General features: G+C 67.3%; 14 protein-coding genes and 1 riboswitch. Of the genes, 12 read left to right on the plus strand and 2 right to left on the minus strand.

The genetic code is table 11. From position 1 onward, the window contains the following. The first annotated feature begins 53 nt into the window (after positions 1-53). Genes ABD231_RS31300 through ABD231_RS31310 form a run of 3 tightly spaced genes read left to right on the plus strand, consistent with a single transcriptional unit; the run spans position 54 to position 2,121 of the window. Positions 54-995 (plus strand): patatin-like phospholipase family protein, encoded by a 942-nt coding sequence (locus tag ABD231_RS31300; RefSeq protein WP_344159908.1) that lies wholly within the window; start codon positions 54-56, stop codon positions 993-995. Then, positions 992-1,819, plus strand: a complete 828-nt coding sequence (locus tag ABD231_RS31305) for an alpha/beta fold hydrolase (protein WP_344159911.1) — start codon at positions 992-994, stop codon at positions 1,817-1,819. The genes ABD231_RS31300 and ABD231_RS31305 overlap by 4 nt, the downstream gene beginning before the upstream one ends. Then, complete coding sequence (locus ABD231_RS31310; protein WP_344159914.1) at positions 1,816-2,121, plus strand: hypothetical protein; 306 nt, start codon at positions 1,816-1,818, stop codon at positions 2,119-2,121. Before ABD231_RS31305 ends, ABD231_RS31310 begins: the two co-directional genes overlap by 4 nt. Here the strand turns inward: ABD231_RS31310 and ABD231_RS31315 are convergent. After that, entirely contained in the window at positions 2,105-2,731 is a 627-nt protein-coding gene (locus tag ABD231_RS31315) for a TetR/AcrR family transcriptional regulator (RefSeq protein WP_344159917.1), read from the minus strand. The two genes, ABD231_RS31310 and ABD231_RS31315, sit on opposite strands and share 17 nt — an antisense overlap. Positions 2,732-2,828: 97 nt before the next feature. Here ABD231_RS31315 and ABD231_RS31320 point away from each other — a divergent pair, with 97 nt between their 5' ends. From ABD231_RS31320 to ABD231_RS31330, 3 genes are read left to right on the plus strand one after another with little or no spacing between them, the layout of a single operon-like run. Beyond that, a complete protein-coding gene (locus ABD231_RS31320) occupies positions 2,829-4,037 on the plus strand; it encodes an alpha/beta fold hydrolase (RefSeq protein WP_344159920.1) in 1,209 nt (402 codons plus the stop codon). Next, a complete protein-coding gene (locus tag ABD231_RS31325; RefSeq protein ID WP_344159922.1) occupies positions 4,037-5,905 on the plus strand; it encodes an AMP-dependent synthetase/ligase in 1,869 nt (622 codons plus the stop codon). The genes ABD231_RS31320 and ABD231_RS31325 overlap by 1 nt, the downstream gene beginning before the upstream one ends. Further along, entirely contained in the window at positions 5,902-6,726 is an 825-nt protein-coding gene (locus ABD231_RS31330) for a poly(ethylene terephthalate) hydrolase family protein (protein WP_344159925.1), read from the plus strand. Before ABD231_RS31325 ends, ABD231_RS31330 begins: the two co-directional genes overlap by 4 nt. Here ABD231_RS31330 and ABD231_RS31335 read toward each other — a convergent pair whose 3' ends face one another. Beyond that, complete coding sequence (locus tag ABD231_RS31335) at positions 6,727-7,572, minus strand: helix-turn-helix transcriptional regulator (protein WP_344159928.1); 846 nt, start codon at positions 7,570-7,572, stop codon at positions 6,727-6,729. Positions 7,573-7,623: 51 nt separating this feature from the next. Here ABD231_RS31335 and ABD231_RS31340 point away from each other — a divergent pair, with 51 nt between their 5' ends. The 6 genes from ABD231_RS31340 to ABD231_RS31365 all read left to right on the plus strand — a co-directional run bounded on the left by ABD231_RS31340 (position 7,624) and on the right by ABD231_RS31365 (position 15,476). Continuing rightward, positions 7,624-9,039 carry a tannase/feruloyl esterase family alpha/beta hydrolase gene (locus ABD231_RS31340; protein ID WP_344159931.1) on the plus strand — a complete coding sequence of 472 codons (1,416 nt, stop codon included), beginning with the start codon at positions 7,624-7,626 and terminating at the stop codon, positions 9,037-9,039. A gap of 83 nt (positions 9,040-9,122) precedes the next feature. Further along, positions 9,123-9,223, plus strand: a riboswitch (guanidine-I (ykkC/yxkD leader). Between the two features lie 52 nt (positions 9,224-9,275). Continuing rightward, positions 9,276-10,796 carry an amino acid permease gene (locus ABD231_RS31345; protein ID WP_344159934.1) on the plus strand — a complete coding sequence of 507 codons (1,521 nt, stop codon included), beginning with the start codon at positions 9,276-9,278 and terminating at the stop codon, positions 10,794-10,796. Continuing rightward, a complete protein-coding gene (locus ABD231_RS31350) occupies positions 10,793-11,380 on the plus strand; it encodes a DUF1989 domain-containing protein (RefSeq protein WP_344159937.1) in 588 nt (195 codons plus the stop codon). The genes ABD231_RS31345 and ABD231_RS31350 overlap by 4 nt, the downstream gene beginning before the upstream one ends. Then, on the plus strand, positions 11,377-11,976 hold the full coding sequence (locus tag ABD231_RS31355) for an urea amidolyase associated protein UAAP2 (protein ID WP_344159940.1): 600 nt from the start codon (positions 11,377-11,379) through the stop codon (positions 11,974-11,976). Before ABD231_RS31350 ends, ABD231_RS31355 begins: the two co-directional genes overlap by 4 nt. 3 nt (positions 11,977-11,979) lie before the next feature. Further along, positions 11,980-13,911: a 5-oxoprolinase/urea amidolyase family protein gene (locus ABD231_RS31360; RefSeq protein WP_344159943.1), complete on the plus strand. Its 1,932-nt coding sequence runs from the start codon at positions 11,980-11,982 to the stop codon at positions 13,909-13,911. Beyond that, on the plus strand, positions 13,908-15,476 hold the full coding sequence (locus ABD231_RS31365) for an allophanate hydrolase (protein WP_344159946.1): 1,569 nt from the start codon (positions 13,908-13,910) through the stop codon (positions 15,474-15,476). Before ABD231_RS31360 ends, ABD231_RS31365 begins: the two co-directional genes overlap by 4 nt. Positions 15,477-15,985: the final 509 nt, after the last annotated feature.

Genomic DNA, 15,985 nt, shown 5'->3' on the forward strand with positions numbered 1-15,985 from the left:
TAGCAGATCGGCGTTATGTAACGCTGATACGGAACGATGATACGATTCGGATCGTGAACGACTCAGTGCGTCAACTGCTCCTGGATCGCCGAGACCAAGGCAGCCTGCCCGGGCGCCGGACGGACGATGCCCGCCTGGTTCTGCTGATCGAGGGCGGGAGCTCCCGCGGCGCCTTCTCCAGCGGGATGACGGTCGCCATCGAGCAGCTCGGCCTGCTGCCGCTGTTCGACGCGGTCTACGGCAGCTCGGCCGGTTCGCTCAACGGCGCCTGGCTGCTGTGCGGTCGCGCCGACAGCACCAAACATGCCTGGTGGGACCGGACGATCATGGGTACGACGATCAGCCCGCGCCGACTGCTGAGTCGCCAACCGGTCGTCGACACGCACTATCTGGTCAACACCGTCTACACCGAGGTGATGCCGATGGGGTTCCAAGAGGTCCTCGACAACCCGGTCGAGTTCCACCCGGTCGCCACCGACGCGCAGACCGGCAAGTCCACCGACCTGCATCCGCATCTCCACGACCAGGCCAGCCTGCAAACCGCCCTGCGCGCATCCGCAGCGATGCCACTCCTGGCCGGACCGCCGGTCGAGCTCGACGGCCGCGCGTACGTCGACGCCGGCGTCACCGAAGGCACCCCCATCCGTACGGCGCTCGCCCAGAACGCGACCCATGTCGTCGCCCTGCGCACCCGACGGCTGAATGAGAAGCAGTCCGCGCCGTCCCGTGCGGAGCGCCTGTTCCTGAACCGGTGGTTCGCCCGATTCGCACCGGGCGCGCTCGACCCGTGGTTGCGTCGCGTCGAGATCCGGGCTGAAGAGGAGGCCTTGCTGGCCGAGCATCCGGCGACGATCCAGATCCGCCCGCCCGCTGACAGTCTGAGCATCGGCCGAACCGAGCGCCGACCGCAGCCGCTGCGCGCCGCCGTACAGACTGGTCGGCAGGTCGCGATGGAGGCGCTGTCGCTGGGCGTCGAGAGCTGGCGGCACGTATGAGCACAGCACAGTTGTCGAGTGGCGAGATCAGCTATGTCGAACAAGGAACCGGGCCGGCGGTCGTCTTCGTCCATGGACTGCTGGTCAACGGCGCGCTGTGGCGAAAGGTCCTGCCCGAGGTGGCGGCGGCCGGGTTTCGTTGTATAGCTCCGGATTGGCCGCTCGGCGCCCACCGCATACCGATGTCGGCTGATGCTGATCTGACTCCGCCGGGTGTTGCCAGGCTGATCGCCGAGTTCCTTGAAGCACTCGAGTTGACCGACGTCACCATCGTCGCGAACGACACCGGTGGCGCGCTCACGCAGATCCTGATGGTGAACCATCCCGAGCGCATCGGGCGAGTAGTACTCACCCCGTGTGACGCGTTCGAGGAGTTCTTCCCGAAGCCCTTCGATCGGATGCCCAAGCTGGCGCGCATCCCGGGCGCGATCTGGCTCGCCAGCTACCTCCTCCAGCTCCCGGCCGTTCAACAGCAGCCGAACGCCTTCGGGTGGTTAGCCAAGCGCGGGATCCCGGCCGATGTACTCAAGGCCTACGTGCAGCCGATGCGTGACAGCGCCGAGATTCGTCGGGACGCCACCCGCTTCATCGGTGCCGTCGACAACAAATACACGCTGGCCGCGGCGACAAAGCTGGCCGACTTCACCAAGCCGGTGCTTCTGGTGCGGGCGGCCGACGACCGCATCTTCAAACCACATCTCTTCGACCGTCTGGCCGCGACGTTGCCCAATGCAACGATCGCGACGATTGAAGACTCGTGGTCGTTCATCCCCGAGGATCAACCCGAGGAGCTGATGCGCCGGATCGTCGAGTTCGCCTCATGAGGACGATCCTGGTTGTCAGGAGCGCGCTGATCCTTGCCTGGCTGGCGATTATGGCCCTGACTGTGCGTGCGATCAGCACGCAAGGGCTGTCGGCCGGCAGCGTGTTCATCACCGACTTCTCCCATCCGTGGCGGGCGCAGATCAACGGTGACTTCGGCCTGCACCTGTTGCTGATCATGGCCTGGATCGCCTACCGGGAACGGGGTGTACGGCGGCTGCTCGCGCTGCCCGTCGTGCTCGGCAGCGTCTACACCCTGCCCTACCTCTTCGCCGCCACGTTCAAAGTCAAACCCGACGCGTGATCGAGGCCAGGATCAGGGCCTTGGCCTCGGCGGCGATCTCGGTGGTGGGGTAGCGGGCCGCGTGGTTCTGCCACTCGCGGAGTAGGCCGGTGATGGCGCCAACGATCATGATCGCGGTCAGCCGGAAGTCCCGGCGCGGTGCGAACCCGGCCTCGGCGGCCCGGTCGGCCTCGCCCTCGATCAGCTCGCTCCACCGGCCGACCCACTCCACATGCAGCGCCTCGACCGCTGGACTGACACCGATTGCCTCAACGTAGTTCAACCGAGCGAGCCGTGGATCCGACGTGACCGCGGCCAGGTAAACGTCGATCAGTACGTCGATCCGCCCAGCCGGATCGCTGGTCTCCAGAGTGGTCAGAGTCTGGCTGACGTGGTCAAAGGCGAGCTGATTCGTCCGGACGTACAGCTCGAGCAGCAAGGCTTCCTTGGTGTCGAACTCCTGGTAGAAGCCGCGGTTCGACATCCCCGCCGCGGCGCACAGTTCGGTGATCTTCGTCTGCTGATAACCGGTCGAGGTGAACAGTTCGACCCCCGCCGCCAACAGCCGCGCACGGCGGTCCTCCCGGCGCCGGGCCAACGGCACACCGCCATAGCTGCGCCCTGCAGACAACAGAACCTCCAGGGATCGAGGGATTGTCACAGCCTATCCCGGCCCCTATATTCGGGTAATCCTCGTTACCACTATCCGCCCCACGGAGGTAACCATCGTGCTCCGAAGACTCGTCACCGGGCTCACCGTCACCGCCCTGACCTGCGCGTTCGTCGCGCCGGCCGCGGCTGACACCCGCCCGCCGACACCCCAGAACGACCCCTTCTACACCGCGCCGTCGCCCCTGCCCGCCGGAAAGGCCGGCGATGTCCTCAAGACCCGGAACGTCGACCTGTACGTCGACATCCTCCGCCTCTTCCCCGTCCCGACCCGCGCAGATCAGGTCCTCTACCGCTCGACCTCCGCCACCGGTACGCCGAATGCCGTCTCCGGCACGGTGATCACGCCGCTCACCGCCTGGCCGGGCCCGGGGAAACGCCCAGTCGTGGCCTACGCGATGGGTACGCAAGGACTCGGTGACCAGTGCGCCCCGTCGTACCAGATCCGGACCGGTACCGAGGTCGAGGTCGCCTTCATCGCGCAGGCGATCACCAAGGGCTGGGTGGTCGCGCTGACCGACTACGAAGGGCTCGGTACGCCTGGAACGCACACCTACGCGACTGCCAAGTCGGAGGGCCTTGCGCTCCTCGATGTCGCCCGCGCGGCGACTCGTCTTCCGGCCGCCGGGTTGGATCCGACCGCGCCGATCGGCGTCTTCGGCTACTCCCAAGGCGGTCAGGCAGCGGCCGCGGCGGCCGAGCAGGCGGCGTCGTACGCGCCGGATCTCAAAGTTGTGGGTACGGCGACCGGAGGGGTGCCCGCCGACCTCGCACTGGTTGCCGCAAGCAACGATGGCGGCATCGGATTCGGCCTGGTGGCCGCTGCCGCAGCGGGCTTGGCGACGGCGTACCCGGAGGTGCCGCTCGACGAGGTGCTGACAGCGCAGGGCAAGGAGCTGTTCGCGAAGATCAAGCAGGCTTGTGTCGCCGAGATCGCGTTGCTGGCGCCGGGCCGCAGGCTCAACGACTTCACCACGGTTCCCAATGTGATCAAGGATCCGCGCTGGCAGAAGCGGCTCACCGAGAACCTGCTCGGCAACGTCAAGCCGTCCGCTCCGGTGTACCTCTACCACGGCACACTCGACGAGCTCATCCCGTACCAGGGAGCCCAGCAGTTGAAGGACCGCTACTGCGCAGCCGGGACGACTCTCGAGTGGCATGTGATCCCCGGCGGCGGGCATGTCGTGACGGTCTCCCTCTGGGGCACGAATGCGCTCAACTGGTTGGGCGACCGCTTCCAGAACCGGCCCGCGAGAACATCCTGCTGATGCACGACACGATCCTCGATCTGGTACGCCGGAACGCGGCCGAGCACGGTGACGTGCCGGCGATCGTCGACGGCGACCGGCGGCTGACCTGGGCCGAGCACGAACGCGAGGCCCAGGCGATCGCCCTCGTCCTGCTGGATCTGGGGATCGAACCCGGTGACGTGGTCGGCCTGCAACTGGTGAACCGGGCCGAACACGTCCTCGCCGACGTCGGCGCAATGCTCGCCGGCGCGACCCCGTCGTCGTACTACAACACGCTTGCCGCCGAGCAGCTCGCCTACGTCGCGGCCGACTCGGCGTGCAAGGTGTGCATCGTCGACATGGAGTTTCTCCCTACCTGGTTGGCGATTCGGGACGGATTGCCCGAGCTCCGGACGCTCGTCGTGATCGGCCCCGGCCCGGCACCGGCCGGTGTTCTGTCATTCGAGGTACTCACCGCAGCCGCCCGAGCGTCGCTCCCGGAGCGCATTGCCGAGGTTCACGAGGCCGCGGCCAAGGTGCAGCCAGACGATCCGGCGACGATCATCTACACCTCCGGTACGACGGGTCCACCGAAGGGCACGCTCGTCACCCACGCCGGAATCTGCACGGTGTTGTCCGGCATCCTCACCCGCGTGGTCGAGGATCTCGGCGAGCTCCCCGAGCCAGGCCGAACCCAGGTCTCCTACCTACCGCTCGCCCACCTGGCCGAGCGGATGATCACCCACTACCTCGGTACGGCGCTCGTCTCGACGGTCACGTATGTCCGCGACCTGGACGCGCTCGCCGACACCCTGCCCGACATCCAGCCGCACGTGTTCCTAGCAGTACCGCGCGTCTGGGAGAAGCTGCTAGGTGCCGTCACCGAACGAACCGTCACCGAACAATCCCCAGTACGACGTGCGCTGCTCCGACGCGCAATTGTCGTCGCAAGGCAAGTCGGCCGAGCCCGGTTCGGCGCAGGAGCCGACACGGGAGCCGGCGCGGGCATGGGCGCCGGTCCGGGCGCGGGCACGGGCGCCGGACTGGCCCTGCGGTTGCAGCACGCGATTTTCGAGCGACTTGTCTTCCGGCGCATCCGCCTCGCGCTCGGGTTGAACCAGATGATGGTCGCGGTCAGCGGCGCAGCGCCGATCGCGCAGGAGGTGCTGATCTTCTTCCGTGGGATCGGCGTGACGATCGTCGAGGCGTACGGGATGACCGAAACCTCCGCTGTCCTCACGCTCAACTCTCTCAGCGAACCACGACTCGGCACGGTTGGCCGCGCATTGCCCGGGGTCGAACTACGCCTGGCCGACGACGGCGAACTGCTCGCCCGAGGTCGGATCATCTCGCCGGGCTACCTGAACCGACCGGACGCGACCGCCGACACGTTCGTCGACGGCTGGCTGCACACCGGCGATCTCGGCCGGATCGATGCCGATGGCTACCTTTCGATCGTCGGTCGCAAGAAGGAACTCATCATCAACGCGGCCGGCAAGAACATCTCCGCGGCCAACGTCGAACAGGCCCTCTCCTCGGCCTCCGACCTGATCGGTTCCGTCTACGTCCACGGCGACAACCGGCCTTATCTGGTTGCCCTGATCACTCTCGACTCCGGCTGGCGGCAGTGGTGCACGGCACGCAACATCGAGGTGACCGGTCCGACCGACGCCGCCACGCATCCCGCCGTACGGGCCGAGATCGAGCGAGCGGTCCGCAGCGGGAACGAGCGGTTGTCGCGGGTCGAACAGGTGAAACGCTGGACTCTGCTTGATGCCCTTTGGGGCACGGATTCCGGCGAGCTGACGCCTACGCTGAAGCTCAAGCGATCCGTGGTGCGGGAAAAGTACGCCCACTCCCTGGACACTCTGTACGCCTCGAATTACGCCTCGAAGGAGACGCAGTGAAACGTCTGCTCGCGATTGTCGTCACAGCCGCTGCTCTGGTCGTCAACCTGACGCCCGTCGCCCAGGCGGCCGGTTGCCCGTCGGTCAACAAGAACTGGGCCGGCCCCGGTCCGTTCGCCGTGACGTCGGCATCCAACGGGCAGGGCACGACGATCATCCGGCCGGCTCAGCTCGGGACGCTCGGATGCGCCAAGCACCCCGTGATCCTGTGGAGCAACGGCGCGGCCGCGACAGTTTCGACGTACCAGCCGTTGTTGGAGCACTTCGCCTCACACGGGTTCATCGTGGCCGCGGGCGAGGGGCGGTCGAGCTCTGCGGCGCCGCTGCTGGCTGGGCTCGACTACCTCACGACCCAGAACGGTACGGCGGGCAGCGTGTTCGCGGGCAAGGTCGATCTGGCGCATGTCGGGGCGACCGGTCACTCGCTAGGTGGTGGCGCAGCCGTCGGCGCGGGGGCGGATCCGCGGGTGGACACGGTGGCGCCGCTCGAAGGTGGTCCGTTCAACGACCCGGCGAAGCTGCACGGTCCGGCCCTGTACTTCGCGGGTTCTGCAGACATCGTCGTGTGGCCGTCGGTGGTGCACGACCGGTACGCGCAGAGCAGTCACGTGCCCGCGATCTACGCCGAACTGAAGGGTGCCGACCACTTCGTGGTGAGCCCCGACGGTGGGCAGTTCCGTGGTGCGATCACCGCCTGGTTCCGGTACTGGCTACTGGGTGACGAGCAGGCCCGAGGCGAGTTCTTCGGCCCGTCGTGCACGAACTGCACTTCGGCGATCTGGTCCAAGTTCGAGCGCAACGCCAAGGCGACCGCTCTCTAACTACCAGACGAAGTCGTCTGCCGGCTGCGCCAGCGTCCGCAGTTTCTCCTCATCTTCACTCCCCGGATCGGCAGTGAAGATGGCGAGGAACTGGGAGCGGTCGGAGTCCAGCACATAGTCGCTGTTCAGCTCGAGCCATCCAGCGGTCGGATGGTTCAGGTGCAGGCGCGGCCAGTCCTGCTCGAACACCGGATGCTCGGCCCAGACTTCGGCGAACTCGGGGCTCTGGCTGAGCAAGGTCTCGACCAGGACGGCAGCCTGCGGGTCCGACCCGGCGTGCGTGGCGAGCACCTCCGCGACGATCGCTCGCGAGATTCGGTCGTGATCCTGTTCGGCGTAGAGCGAACGCTCAGAAGCGATCAGGAACCAGCGGTACGCCCAGTATCGTTCGATCCCCTCGAAGATCGAATGATCACCAAAGACCGCGATCGAAAGCTCGTTCTGCCGCAGGGTCTCGCCGAGGTGGCTGCAGATCTGAGCGGGTGTGTTCTCCAGTTGATGCATGACCCGGAGCAGGTGCTGAGCCGGCCGGTCATGCAGGTGCCGCGGCGGATTGGGATAGCCGGCCAACCGGAAGAGATGGTTGCGCTCATCAGAGGTCAGCCGCAGACCGTCGGCGAGCGCGTTCAGGATCGGCTCTGACGGTCGCGGACCGCGCTGCTGCTCGATCCGGCTGTAGTAGTCGGCCGAGACTCCGGCCAGTTCCGCGATCTCCTCGCGGCGCAGGCCGTCCGACCGGCGGCGCGGGGCCCGCGGCAGGCCCACATCCTCCGGCTGCAGCTGCGCGCGCCGGCTGCGGAGGAAGTCGGCGAGCATCGCCCGATTCAGTCCTGTGCCCTGGATCACAGGACAAAGTATCCCTGGTTGCCTCTGAGCGGTCTTGGTTCGGTAGGGACCATGAAACGAATCCTGACCCTGGTGGCGGCAGCGATCGTCCCACTCGCCGCGCTGGTCCCGCTCTCGAGCAGCGAGGCCGCTGAGCCGAGCGCCTGCACCAACTTCTCCGTCAAGGCGCCGCAGGGTGCCCACGTCGACTCCGTCACGGCGGTCGACCAGCCCGGTGGCACGGTCACCTTCCCGCCCACCCCGCCGTTCCCGAACGACCCGGTCGCCGACGTACCGGCGTACTGCGAGGTCACCGTCCAGCTCAGCCATCCGGGCGCCGGGGACCACGTGAAGACCGTGGTCTGGCTGCCCAAGACCGGCTGGAACGGTCGCTTCCAGGCCCTCGGCGGCAGCGGCTACTGGGCCGGTGAGTTCGGCGCGCCGTGGGCGAACGCGGTCAAGGCCGGGTACGCCGTCGCCTCGACCGACGCGGGTGTCGGCCCGTCGCCGTTCACCGCGGACAACTGGGCGCTCAAGGACGGCCAGGTCAACCAGGGCTTGCTGAAGAACTTCGCCTCCCGATCGCTGCACGACCTGGCCGAGGTCGGCAAGGCGGTCACCAACCAGTACTACGGTCGCGCGGCGTCGTACTCATACTGGAACGGCTGCTCGACCGGTGGTCGTCAGGGGTATGTCGAGGCGCAGCAGCACCCGGACGACTTCGACGGCATCCTCGCCGCCTCACCCGCGATCAACTGGGACCGCTGGACGGTCGCCGCGATCTGGCCGGCCGTGGTGATGAACAACGAGCACACCTACCCGACGAAGTGTGAGTTCGACGAGTTCACCAAGGCCGCGATCCAGGCCTGCGGTATCGACGCGCCGCAGAAGTGCCACTGGGCGCCGGAGCGGTTGATCGGCAAGACGATCCTGTGTGAGGGCAAGCCGGTGACGATCACCGCCGCGGATGCGCGCGTGGTCCGCAAGATCTGGGACGGCGGTCCTTGGTACGGGCTCACCCGCGGGACGCCGTTCGACGGGCTCGCGGTCAGTGACGGGCAGCATGCGACACCGTTCGTCGTACCGGACAGCTGGGTGCGGAACTTCCTGAAGCTCGACCCGAGCTTCGACACCGGCAAGCTCACGTATGCCCAGTACTACAAGCTGTTCCGGCAATCCCAGGCGCAGTACAACAAGGTGATCGGCAGCGACAACCCCGACCTGTCCGCGTTCAAGCGCTCCGGCGGCAAGCTGCTCTCCTGGCACGGACTCGCGGACACCCTCATTCCGGCTCAGGGCACGGTCGACTACCGCAAGCGCGTCGAGCGCGAGCTGGGCCGCGTCGACAGCTTCTACCGCCTGTTCCTCGTACCCGGTGCCGGCCACTGCGTCGGTGCCAACACCCCGACCGATCCGCTGGGCGCACTGGTGAAGTGGGTCGAGCAGGGCAAAGCTCCCAAGACCCTCTCTGATCTCAACAAGCAGTGAGAGAAGTCGTTTACCTGCTCGCAACAACTGAAGAGCGTGACTGAAACCGTTGGGTCCTGAACTGGAACAGACCCGCCGGAACGGCGGGGCGCCCCTAGGGTTCCGCTGCCATCCGGTGGGTCTGGTCCGAGAGGGGAGACGGAGCCTTGGCTCCGTTCCACGGCGGGACAAAAGCCCGGGAGGCCGCAGAGGCCCCGGGCTGCCGTAGCATTCCGGGCCAACCGAGGGAGGCCGGAATGTCAGCTGCTCCTGACGCATCCACCATCGATCCCGGCGCGACGGACCTCAGCAGGTTCGGTTACGCGCAACAACTTTCTCGTCGAGTCGGCAGCTATGCGTCATTCGCTGCCGGCTTCTCTTTTGTCTCGATCCTGACCACTGTTTTCCAGTTGTTCGGGCTCGGCTTCAGCTTCGGCGGTACGGCGTTCTTCTGGACCTGGCCCGCGGTGTTGGCCGGCCAGTTGATGGTCGCGCTGTGCTTCGCCGAACTGGCCGCGCGCTACCCGCTCTCCGGCGCGATCTACCAGTGGGCGCGGCGTCTCGGCGGTGCGGTTGTCGGCTGGTTCGCGGGCTGGACGATGGTCATCGCGCAGATCATCACCCTCGCGGCCGCGGCGATCGCGCTGCAGGTCGTGCTGCCCGCGGTCTGGTCCGGGTTCCAGCTGATCGGAACCGACCCCGCGCTGTCGACGAAGGACGGCGCCGCGAACGCCGTCGTACTGGGCTGCATCCTGCTCGCCGTGACCACGATCCTGAACGCGACCAGCGTGCGGATCGTGGCCGTGGTGAACTCGATCGGCGTGACCTGCGAACTCGTCGGTGTCGTGCTGATCGTCATCCTCCTCACCAGCAAGGCCGAGCGCGGACCGTCCGTCGTCCTGCACACCACCAACCTCGACAACAGCACCGGGTACGTCGTTCCGTTGCTCATCTCGGCGTTGATGGCGGCGTACGTGCTGGTCGGTTTCGACAGCGCCGGCGAGCTGGCCGAGGAGACGCACAAGCCGCGCGCGACCACCCCGCGGACGATCCTCCGGGCTGTCATCGCGTCCGGTATCGGTGGCGCGTTCTTGATCATCGCCGCGCTGATGGCCGCGCCGTCCGTGACCGACGGCGATCTGGCGACACAGGGGCTGCCTTATGTGCTGACGAGTCGGCTCGGTACGACGACGGGCAAGCTGCTGCTGCTCGACGTCGCGCTCGCGGTTTGCGTGTGTACGTTGGCGATCCAGACCGCGGCCGCGCGGATGATCTTCTCGATGGCCCGCGACAACGTCCTGCCCGCCTCGCCGTGGCTGCGCCGCGTCTCGCCACGAACCGGTACGCCGGTCGCCGCGACCGTCGTACCGGGAGTTCTGGCCGCTGTCTGCCTGGTCGTGAACGTGGGCAACGCGGGTCTGTTCCTAGGCCTCGCCAGCGTCTGCATCATGCTGCTCTACATCGCGTACCTGATGGTCACCACACCCCTGCTGGTACGACGCCTCACCGGCAACGGCCTGTCCGGCGGAACCGACGAGAACGGCCGCCCGCTGTTCTCGCTCGGCCGCTTCGGAGTAGTCGTCAACATAGTTGCCGTCGGCTACGGACTGGCCATGACAATCAACCTCGGTTGGCCGCGCGCTGATGTGTATGACCCGGCAGGTGAGGGCTGGTACCTGCACTACCTTCCATTGATCACGTTGGCGATCGTCGGGATCGGCGGTCTGATCGCCTACCGTGCCCAGCGCACGGCCTACCTTGCGGAGGTACGCGCATGAAGCACGAGATCCCCGGCGACGCGGCACTTTCAATCCCGGTCCGGACCGGCCGCGCGCTCACCCTGACCGCACTGGCCGACAACGCCAACGCCTCGGTCCTGATCATCGGCCCCGACCGCCTAGATCGTCTGAATATCCCCGACACCCTCAAGTCCCAGATGACAGCCCGCATCCACGCTGGGTTGGTCTTGATGTCCGACCGCGGCCTAGCCCTCGCCACAGTCACCGCCTCCACCCTCGACTGGCACGACTGCCTGACGGGCTTCATCTCCAGCCACCTTCTACTGCTGGAACTGAGGAAACACGGCTTAGGCGAAGCCGACCTCCACGGCCCCATCAACTTCTTCACGAAAATTGGAATCGATACGCAAGCTGGGCTCGCGTTCGTTCCTGGTCACGCGACTGTTGGCGACAGTGTGACGATTCGGGCTGAGCAGGACTTGCTGGTGTTCATCTCCACGGCACCGCACCCATTTGCCACCAGCCCGGCTGGAGCGGTCGGCGTACAGGTTGGTCCTGCGGAGGCTGATGATCCGGATGGGTTGCGGCCGGAAGCGTTGCGCGCGTTGGAGTTGGTTCGATGAGTGCGCTGGATCAGGTTGTGCAACCAGGTGAGGGCGCGCTGCTGACTGTCCCCGCGGGTGGGCGGTTGCGGATCGTCGATCTGCACGGCAACCAAGCCGTCGACACGTTGTTCTACGACGCGCACGACATCAACAACCGCTACTCGGCATTCGACACGATCCGGGCTCAGCGAGCCGTCTACCTGACCACCGGATCGCGGCTGATCTCGACGCGTGGTGACGAGCTCGGGGTCATCTCCGACGACACCTGCGGTCGGCATGACACGGTCGGGGGTGCGTGCTCCCAGGAGAGCAACGTCATCCGGTACGGCCACCACACCCGGCACCAGCACGCCTGCCGGCAAACGTTCCTCACCCTCGGCGCCCACGCTGGCATCGGCCAGCGGCAGCTCACGCACAACGTCAACTTCTTCATGAACGTCCCCGTCACCCCAGCAGGCGATCTGAAGTTCGACGACGGTCTGTCGGCGCCCGGCCGGTACGTCGAGGTGACGGCGAGCCGTGATCTGTTGGTACTGATCAGCAACTGCCCGCAGATCAACAACCCCTGCAACGGCTGGAACCCGACCCCGGTACAGCTCCTGGGCTGGTGGTGACGGATGGCGGCAGTCACCGTGATCAGCCCTGGGCTGCAAACAACCGTGCAGGACCTGGCCGGCCGCCCCGGCCTGTGGGATGTCGGCGTACCGCCGTCCGGCGCGGCCGACGAACTCACCTTCGCACTGGTGAACGCGGCAGTCGGCAATCCGTCCACCGCAGCCGGGCTGGAGTTCGTCCAGACCGGACCAGTCCTAACCTTCGACGAGGAGAGGCTGATCTGCGTCGGAGGTGCGGCCAAGCAGGCGACGATCGACGGATGGCGGGTGCGGCCTGGTCTGGTGGTCATGCTGCCGGCCGGCGCCGTACTGGACCTCGGTCCGCTCGACGGGATGCGCGGCTATCTCGCGATCGAAGGCGGGATCGACGTACCGCCTGTGCTGGGTAGCCGATCCACCTTCGTGCTCGGCGGTTTCGGCGGTCAGCACGGACGCCCGCTCGCTGCGGCTGACCAGCTACCGCTGGGCCGGCGCGAGAATCTGCTCAGCCCGATCAACGTCGAGTTGCCGGTCATTACCGACAGCTGGCAGCTGCGGGTCATCCCTGGCCCGCACGGCGCGCCCGAACACCTGACCACGACAGGTGTTGACGCGTTCTTCGAGACCGAGTGGACCGTCGACCACCGTTCCGATCGGACCGGTGTCCGGCTGGAAGGGCCGCTGCCGGGATGGGCCCGGAGCGACGGTGGCGAGGCCGGCCTGCATCCGTCGAACGTGCACGACTCGGCGTACCCGGTCGGCGGGATCATGCTGGCCGGCGACACCCCGGTGATCGTCGGCAAGGACGGTCCGTCGCTCGGCGGGTTCGTCGTACCGGCTGTCGTGATCGAGGCCGACCGCTGGATGCTCGGCCAACTGCAAGCCGGGGACAACGTCCGATTGGTTCCGGTGACCATCGAGGTCGCGACCGCGGCGATCGAGGCCCGCCGAAGCTGGCTGGCCGACCTGCGGCAGGAGCCGTTGCCTGCTGCAACAAACCCCGGTACGGCGGCCCGGCCCGGCGTACTGCGTGAGGCGGACGGCCAACCGCCGTACACGATCCGTTGTGCCGGTGAACGGCATCTGCTCGTCGAAGCCGGATCCGCGGAACTCGACCTCACCGTCCGGGTGTGGATCCATCTGCTCGCCCAGGCATTGCGCGAACACCGGCCCGCCGGGGTGACCGAGATCGTCGAGGGTGTGCGGTCGCTGTTGATCGCCATCGACACCACCCGGCTCGGACCGATCCAGCTGGCCGACCACCTGGCGGAACTGGCGTCAGACCTGGCAGATCCGGAGACCGTCGTACTGCCGGCTCGTGAGGTGACGCTGCCGATCGCGTTCGACCATCCGGAAGCGCACGAGGCGATGCGCCGGTATGCGACCTCGGTCCGGCCGGATGCGCCGTGGTGTCCGGACAACGTCGAGTTCATCCGGCGGGTCAACGATCTGGACGAGCGCGATGAGGTGTTCGAGATCGTCCAGCAGGCGACGTACCTGGTGGTCGGGCTGGGGGATGTCTACCTCGGTGCGCCGGTCGCGGTTCCGATCGATCCACGGCATCGGCTGGTGACGACGAAGTACAACCCGGCCCGGACCTGGACACCGCAGAACGCGGTCGGGATCGGCGGGATCTACCTGTGTGTGTACGGCATGGAGGGGCCTGGTGGGTATCAACTCGTCGGGCGGACCGTGCCGGTGTGGAGACTCGGTGACGAGCGGCCGTGGTTGCTGCGGCAGTTCGATCTGCTCCGCTTCACGCCGGTGAGTGTTGAGCAGTTGGCGCACGAGCGGGCTGAGATCGCGGCCGGTCGGGCGGACCTCGCCGTGTTCCCGGCCACGTTCTCGATCGCCGACGTACGGCGGATCGAGCGCGAAGCACCGGTGGACATCGCAACTCTGAGGGCACGGCGCCGGGCGGCGTTCGATGCGGAACGGGCAAGGTGGGGAGCATGAGCAACGCGGAATGGATCACCCGGGTGGACCCGGTCGAACCGCAGCCGGGACCGTTGCGTGGACTCACGATGGCGCTCAAGGACAACATCGACCTGGCCGGTGTCCCGACCACCGCCGGTGATCCGCGGACGACCGAACCGGCCGCGTCGAACGCTTTCGTGGTCGACCGCTTGATCGCGGCCGGCGCCGTACCGCTGGGGAAGACGAACCTGGATCAGTACGCGACCGGCCTGGTCGGCACCCGATCGCCGTACGGTGCCTGTCACTCGGTCTTCTCGGCCGACCACATCTCGGGTGGATCGAGCTCGGGGAGCGCGGTGGCGGTCGCGAGCGGGCAGGTCGACTTCGCCCTCGGTACGGATACGGCCGGGAGTGGTCGAGTGCCGGCCGCCTTCAACCGCCTCGTCGGGATCAAGCCGTCCCGCGGTCTGGTGTCGGCGCGTGGCGTCGTACCGGCCTGTCGATCGCTCGACTGCGTGACCGTGATGGCGCGGTCGGTCGAGACTGCGCGCCGCGCGTTCGAGGTGATGGTCGGCTTCGATCCGGACGACGCGTGGTCGCGGCGATTCGAGTCGCTGCCGCACAGTCGTCCAGGCCGTGTCGGTCCTCCGGTGATCGGCGTACCGGATGTCGATCTGGATCTCGATCCGCTGCACGAGAAGGCCTGGCAGCAGATGCTCGCCGAGGCGCATCGGCTCGGGCAAGTCGTCGCGGTTGACATCCAGCCGTTGCTCGAGGCCGCAGACCTCCTGTACTCCGGCCCGTGGCTGGCCGAACGCTGGCTGGCCTTCGGTGACAAGCTCGACGACGTTCCCGAGGTCGATCCGACCGTACGAGCGATCGTCCGCGGCGGCTCGGAGTTGACCGCAGCAGCCGCCTTTGCCGGGTTCGACCGGCTCGCCTCCCTGGCCCGGGCGAGCGAGCAGATGTGGACGTCGCTGGACGCATTGTTGTTGCCGGTGACACCTAATCACCCGACCCTCGCGGAGGTCGCCGCCGATCCGATCGGTACGAACAGCCGGCTCGGCCGCTTCACGAACATGGTCAACCTGCTCGACCTCTGCGCTGTCGCCTTCCCCGGACCGGACCGCGCCGACGGCCTGCCCTTCGGCGTCCAACTGATCGCCCCTGCCGGTCACGATCACGTCCTCATCGACCTCGCGGCCCAGTGGACCGACGAGGTCCTGCTGGCAGTCGCCGGCGCCCACCTCACCGGCCAGCCCCTCAACCCCGAGCTGGTACGACGCGGTGCCCGACTCGTCGAGCCGGCCCGCACCGCATCGACGTACCGCATGTATCTCGTCCCCGGCCCCCGCCCGGCGCTAACCCCAGCCGCTTCAGGATCCGAGATCGAAGTGGAGATCTGGGCAATCCCAGCCGCCCAGCTAGGCGGTTTCGCCACCACAATCCAGCCCCCACTCGCGATCGGCCCGCTCGACCTCTCCGACGGCCGCCGCATCCTCGGCTTCGTCAGCACCGCCGACGCAGTCAACCCAGCCAACGACATCACCTCGCACGGCGGCTGGCGTTCCTACCTAGCATCCTCCAACCGACAGGACGTATAACCCCACCGCACCACCCCGCCCACCACGCCCAACCGCGGCAACCCCGTGGTCCCCCGATATACGTCCTGTCCCTCGGCAGATTCCCGGCACCACTCACCACCAACCAGTACGGCGGAGCGCGGCCCAACCCACCTTGAGCACCCACCAACCACGGATCGCTCGCGCAGATGGTCGAACCGTGCTCAAGGCGCGTGCTGGGTCGGCAGTGTGGTTGGGGTGTGCGCCGCTGACCCAGCCCACGACATCACGTCGCATGGGGGCTGGCGCGGCTACTTGGCATCCTCCGACCGACAGGACGTATAACCCCACCGAACCACCCCGGCCACCACGCCCAACCGCGGCAGCCCCGCGGGCCCCGACATACGTCCTGTCCCTCGGCAGATTCCCCAACCGCCCAACGCCCCCCGGCACCACTCAACTCGCCACTCCCCACCAACCACCACGCCGAAGCCCACCCGGGACCACCGCCAACCCCACGCCCACCCCCGCGCCCCCACCCCCGCGCCCCC

Source organism: Kribbella yunnanensis, assembly GCF_039529655.1.
Taxonomy (GTDB): Bacteria; Actinomycetota; Actinomycetes; order Propionibacteriales; family Kribbellaceae; genus Kribbella; species Kribbella yunnanensis.

Excerpts from the sequence above, each read along its gene's own strand:
- ABD231_RS31325 (WP_344159922.1), top strand. The coding sequence starts at position 4,037 with ATGCACGACACGATCCTCGATCTGGTACGCCGGAACGCGGCCGAGCAC.
- ABD231_RS31310 (WP_344159914.1), top strand. The coding sequence starts at position 1,816 with ATGAGGACGATCCTGGTTGTCAGGAGCGCGCTGATCCTTGCCTGGCTG.
- ABD231_RS31360 (WP_344159943.1), top strand. The coding sequence starts at position 11,980 with ATGGCGGCAGTCACCGTGATCAGCCCTGGGCTGCAAACAACCGTGCAG.
- ABD231_RS31305 (WP_344159911.1), top strand. The coding sequence starts at position 992 with ATGAGCACAGCACAGTTGTCGAGTGGCGAGATCAGCTATGTCGAACAA.
- ABD231_RS31340 (WP_344159931.1), top strand. The coding sequence starts at position 7,624 with ATGAAACGAATCCTGACCCTGGTGGCGGCAGCGATCGTCCCACTCGCC.
- ABD231_RS31345 (WP_344159934.1), top strand. The coding sequence starts at position 9,276 with ATGTCAGCTGCTCCTGACGCATCCACCATCGATCCCGGCGCGACGGAC.
- ABD231_RS31350 (WP_344159937.1), top strand. The coding sequence starts at position 10,793 with ATGAAGCACGAGATCCCCGGCGACGCGGCACTTTCAATCCCGGTCCGG.
- ABD231_RS31365 (WP_344159946.1), top strand. The coding sequence starts at position 13,908 with ATGAGCAACGCGGAATGGATCACCCGGGTGGACCCGGTCGAACCGCAG.
- ABD231_RS31355 (WP_344159940.1), top strand. The coding sequence starts at position 11,377 with ATGAGTGCGCTGGATCAGGTTGTGCAACCAGGTGAGGGCGCGCTGCTG.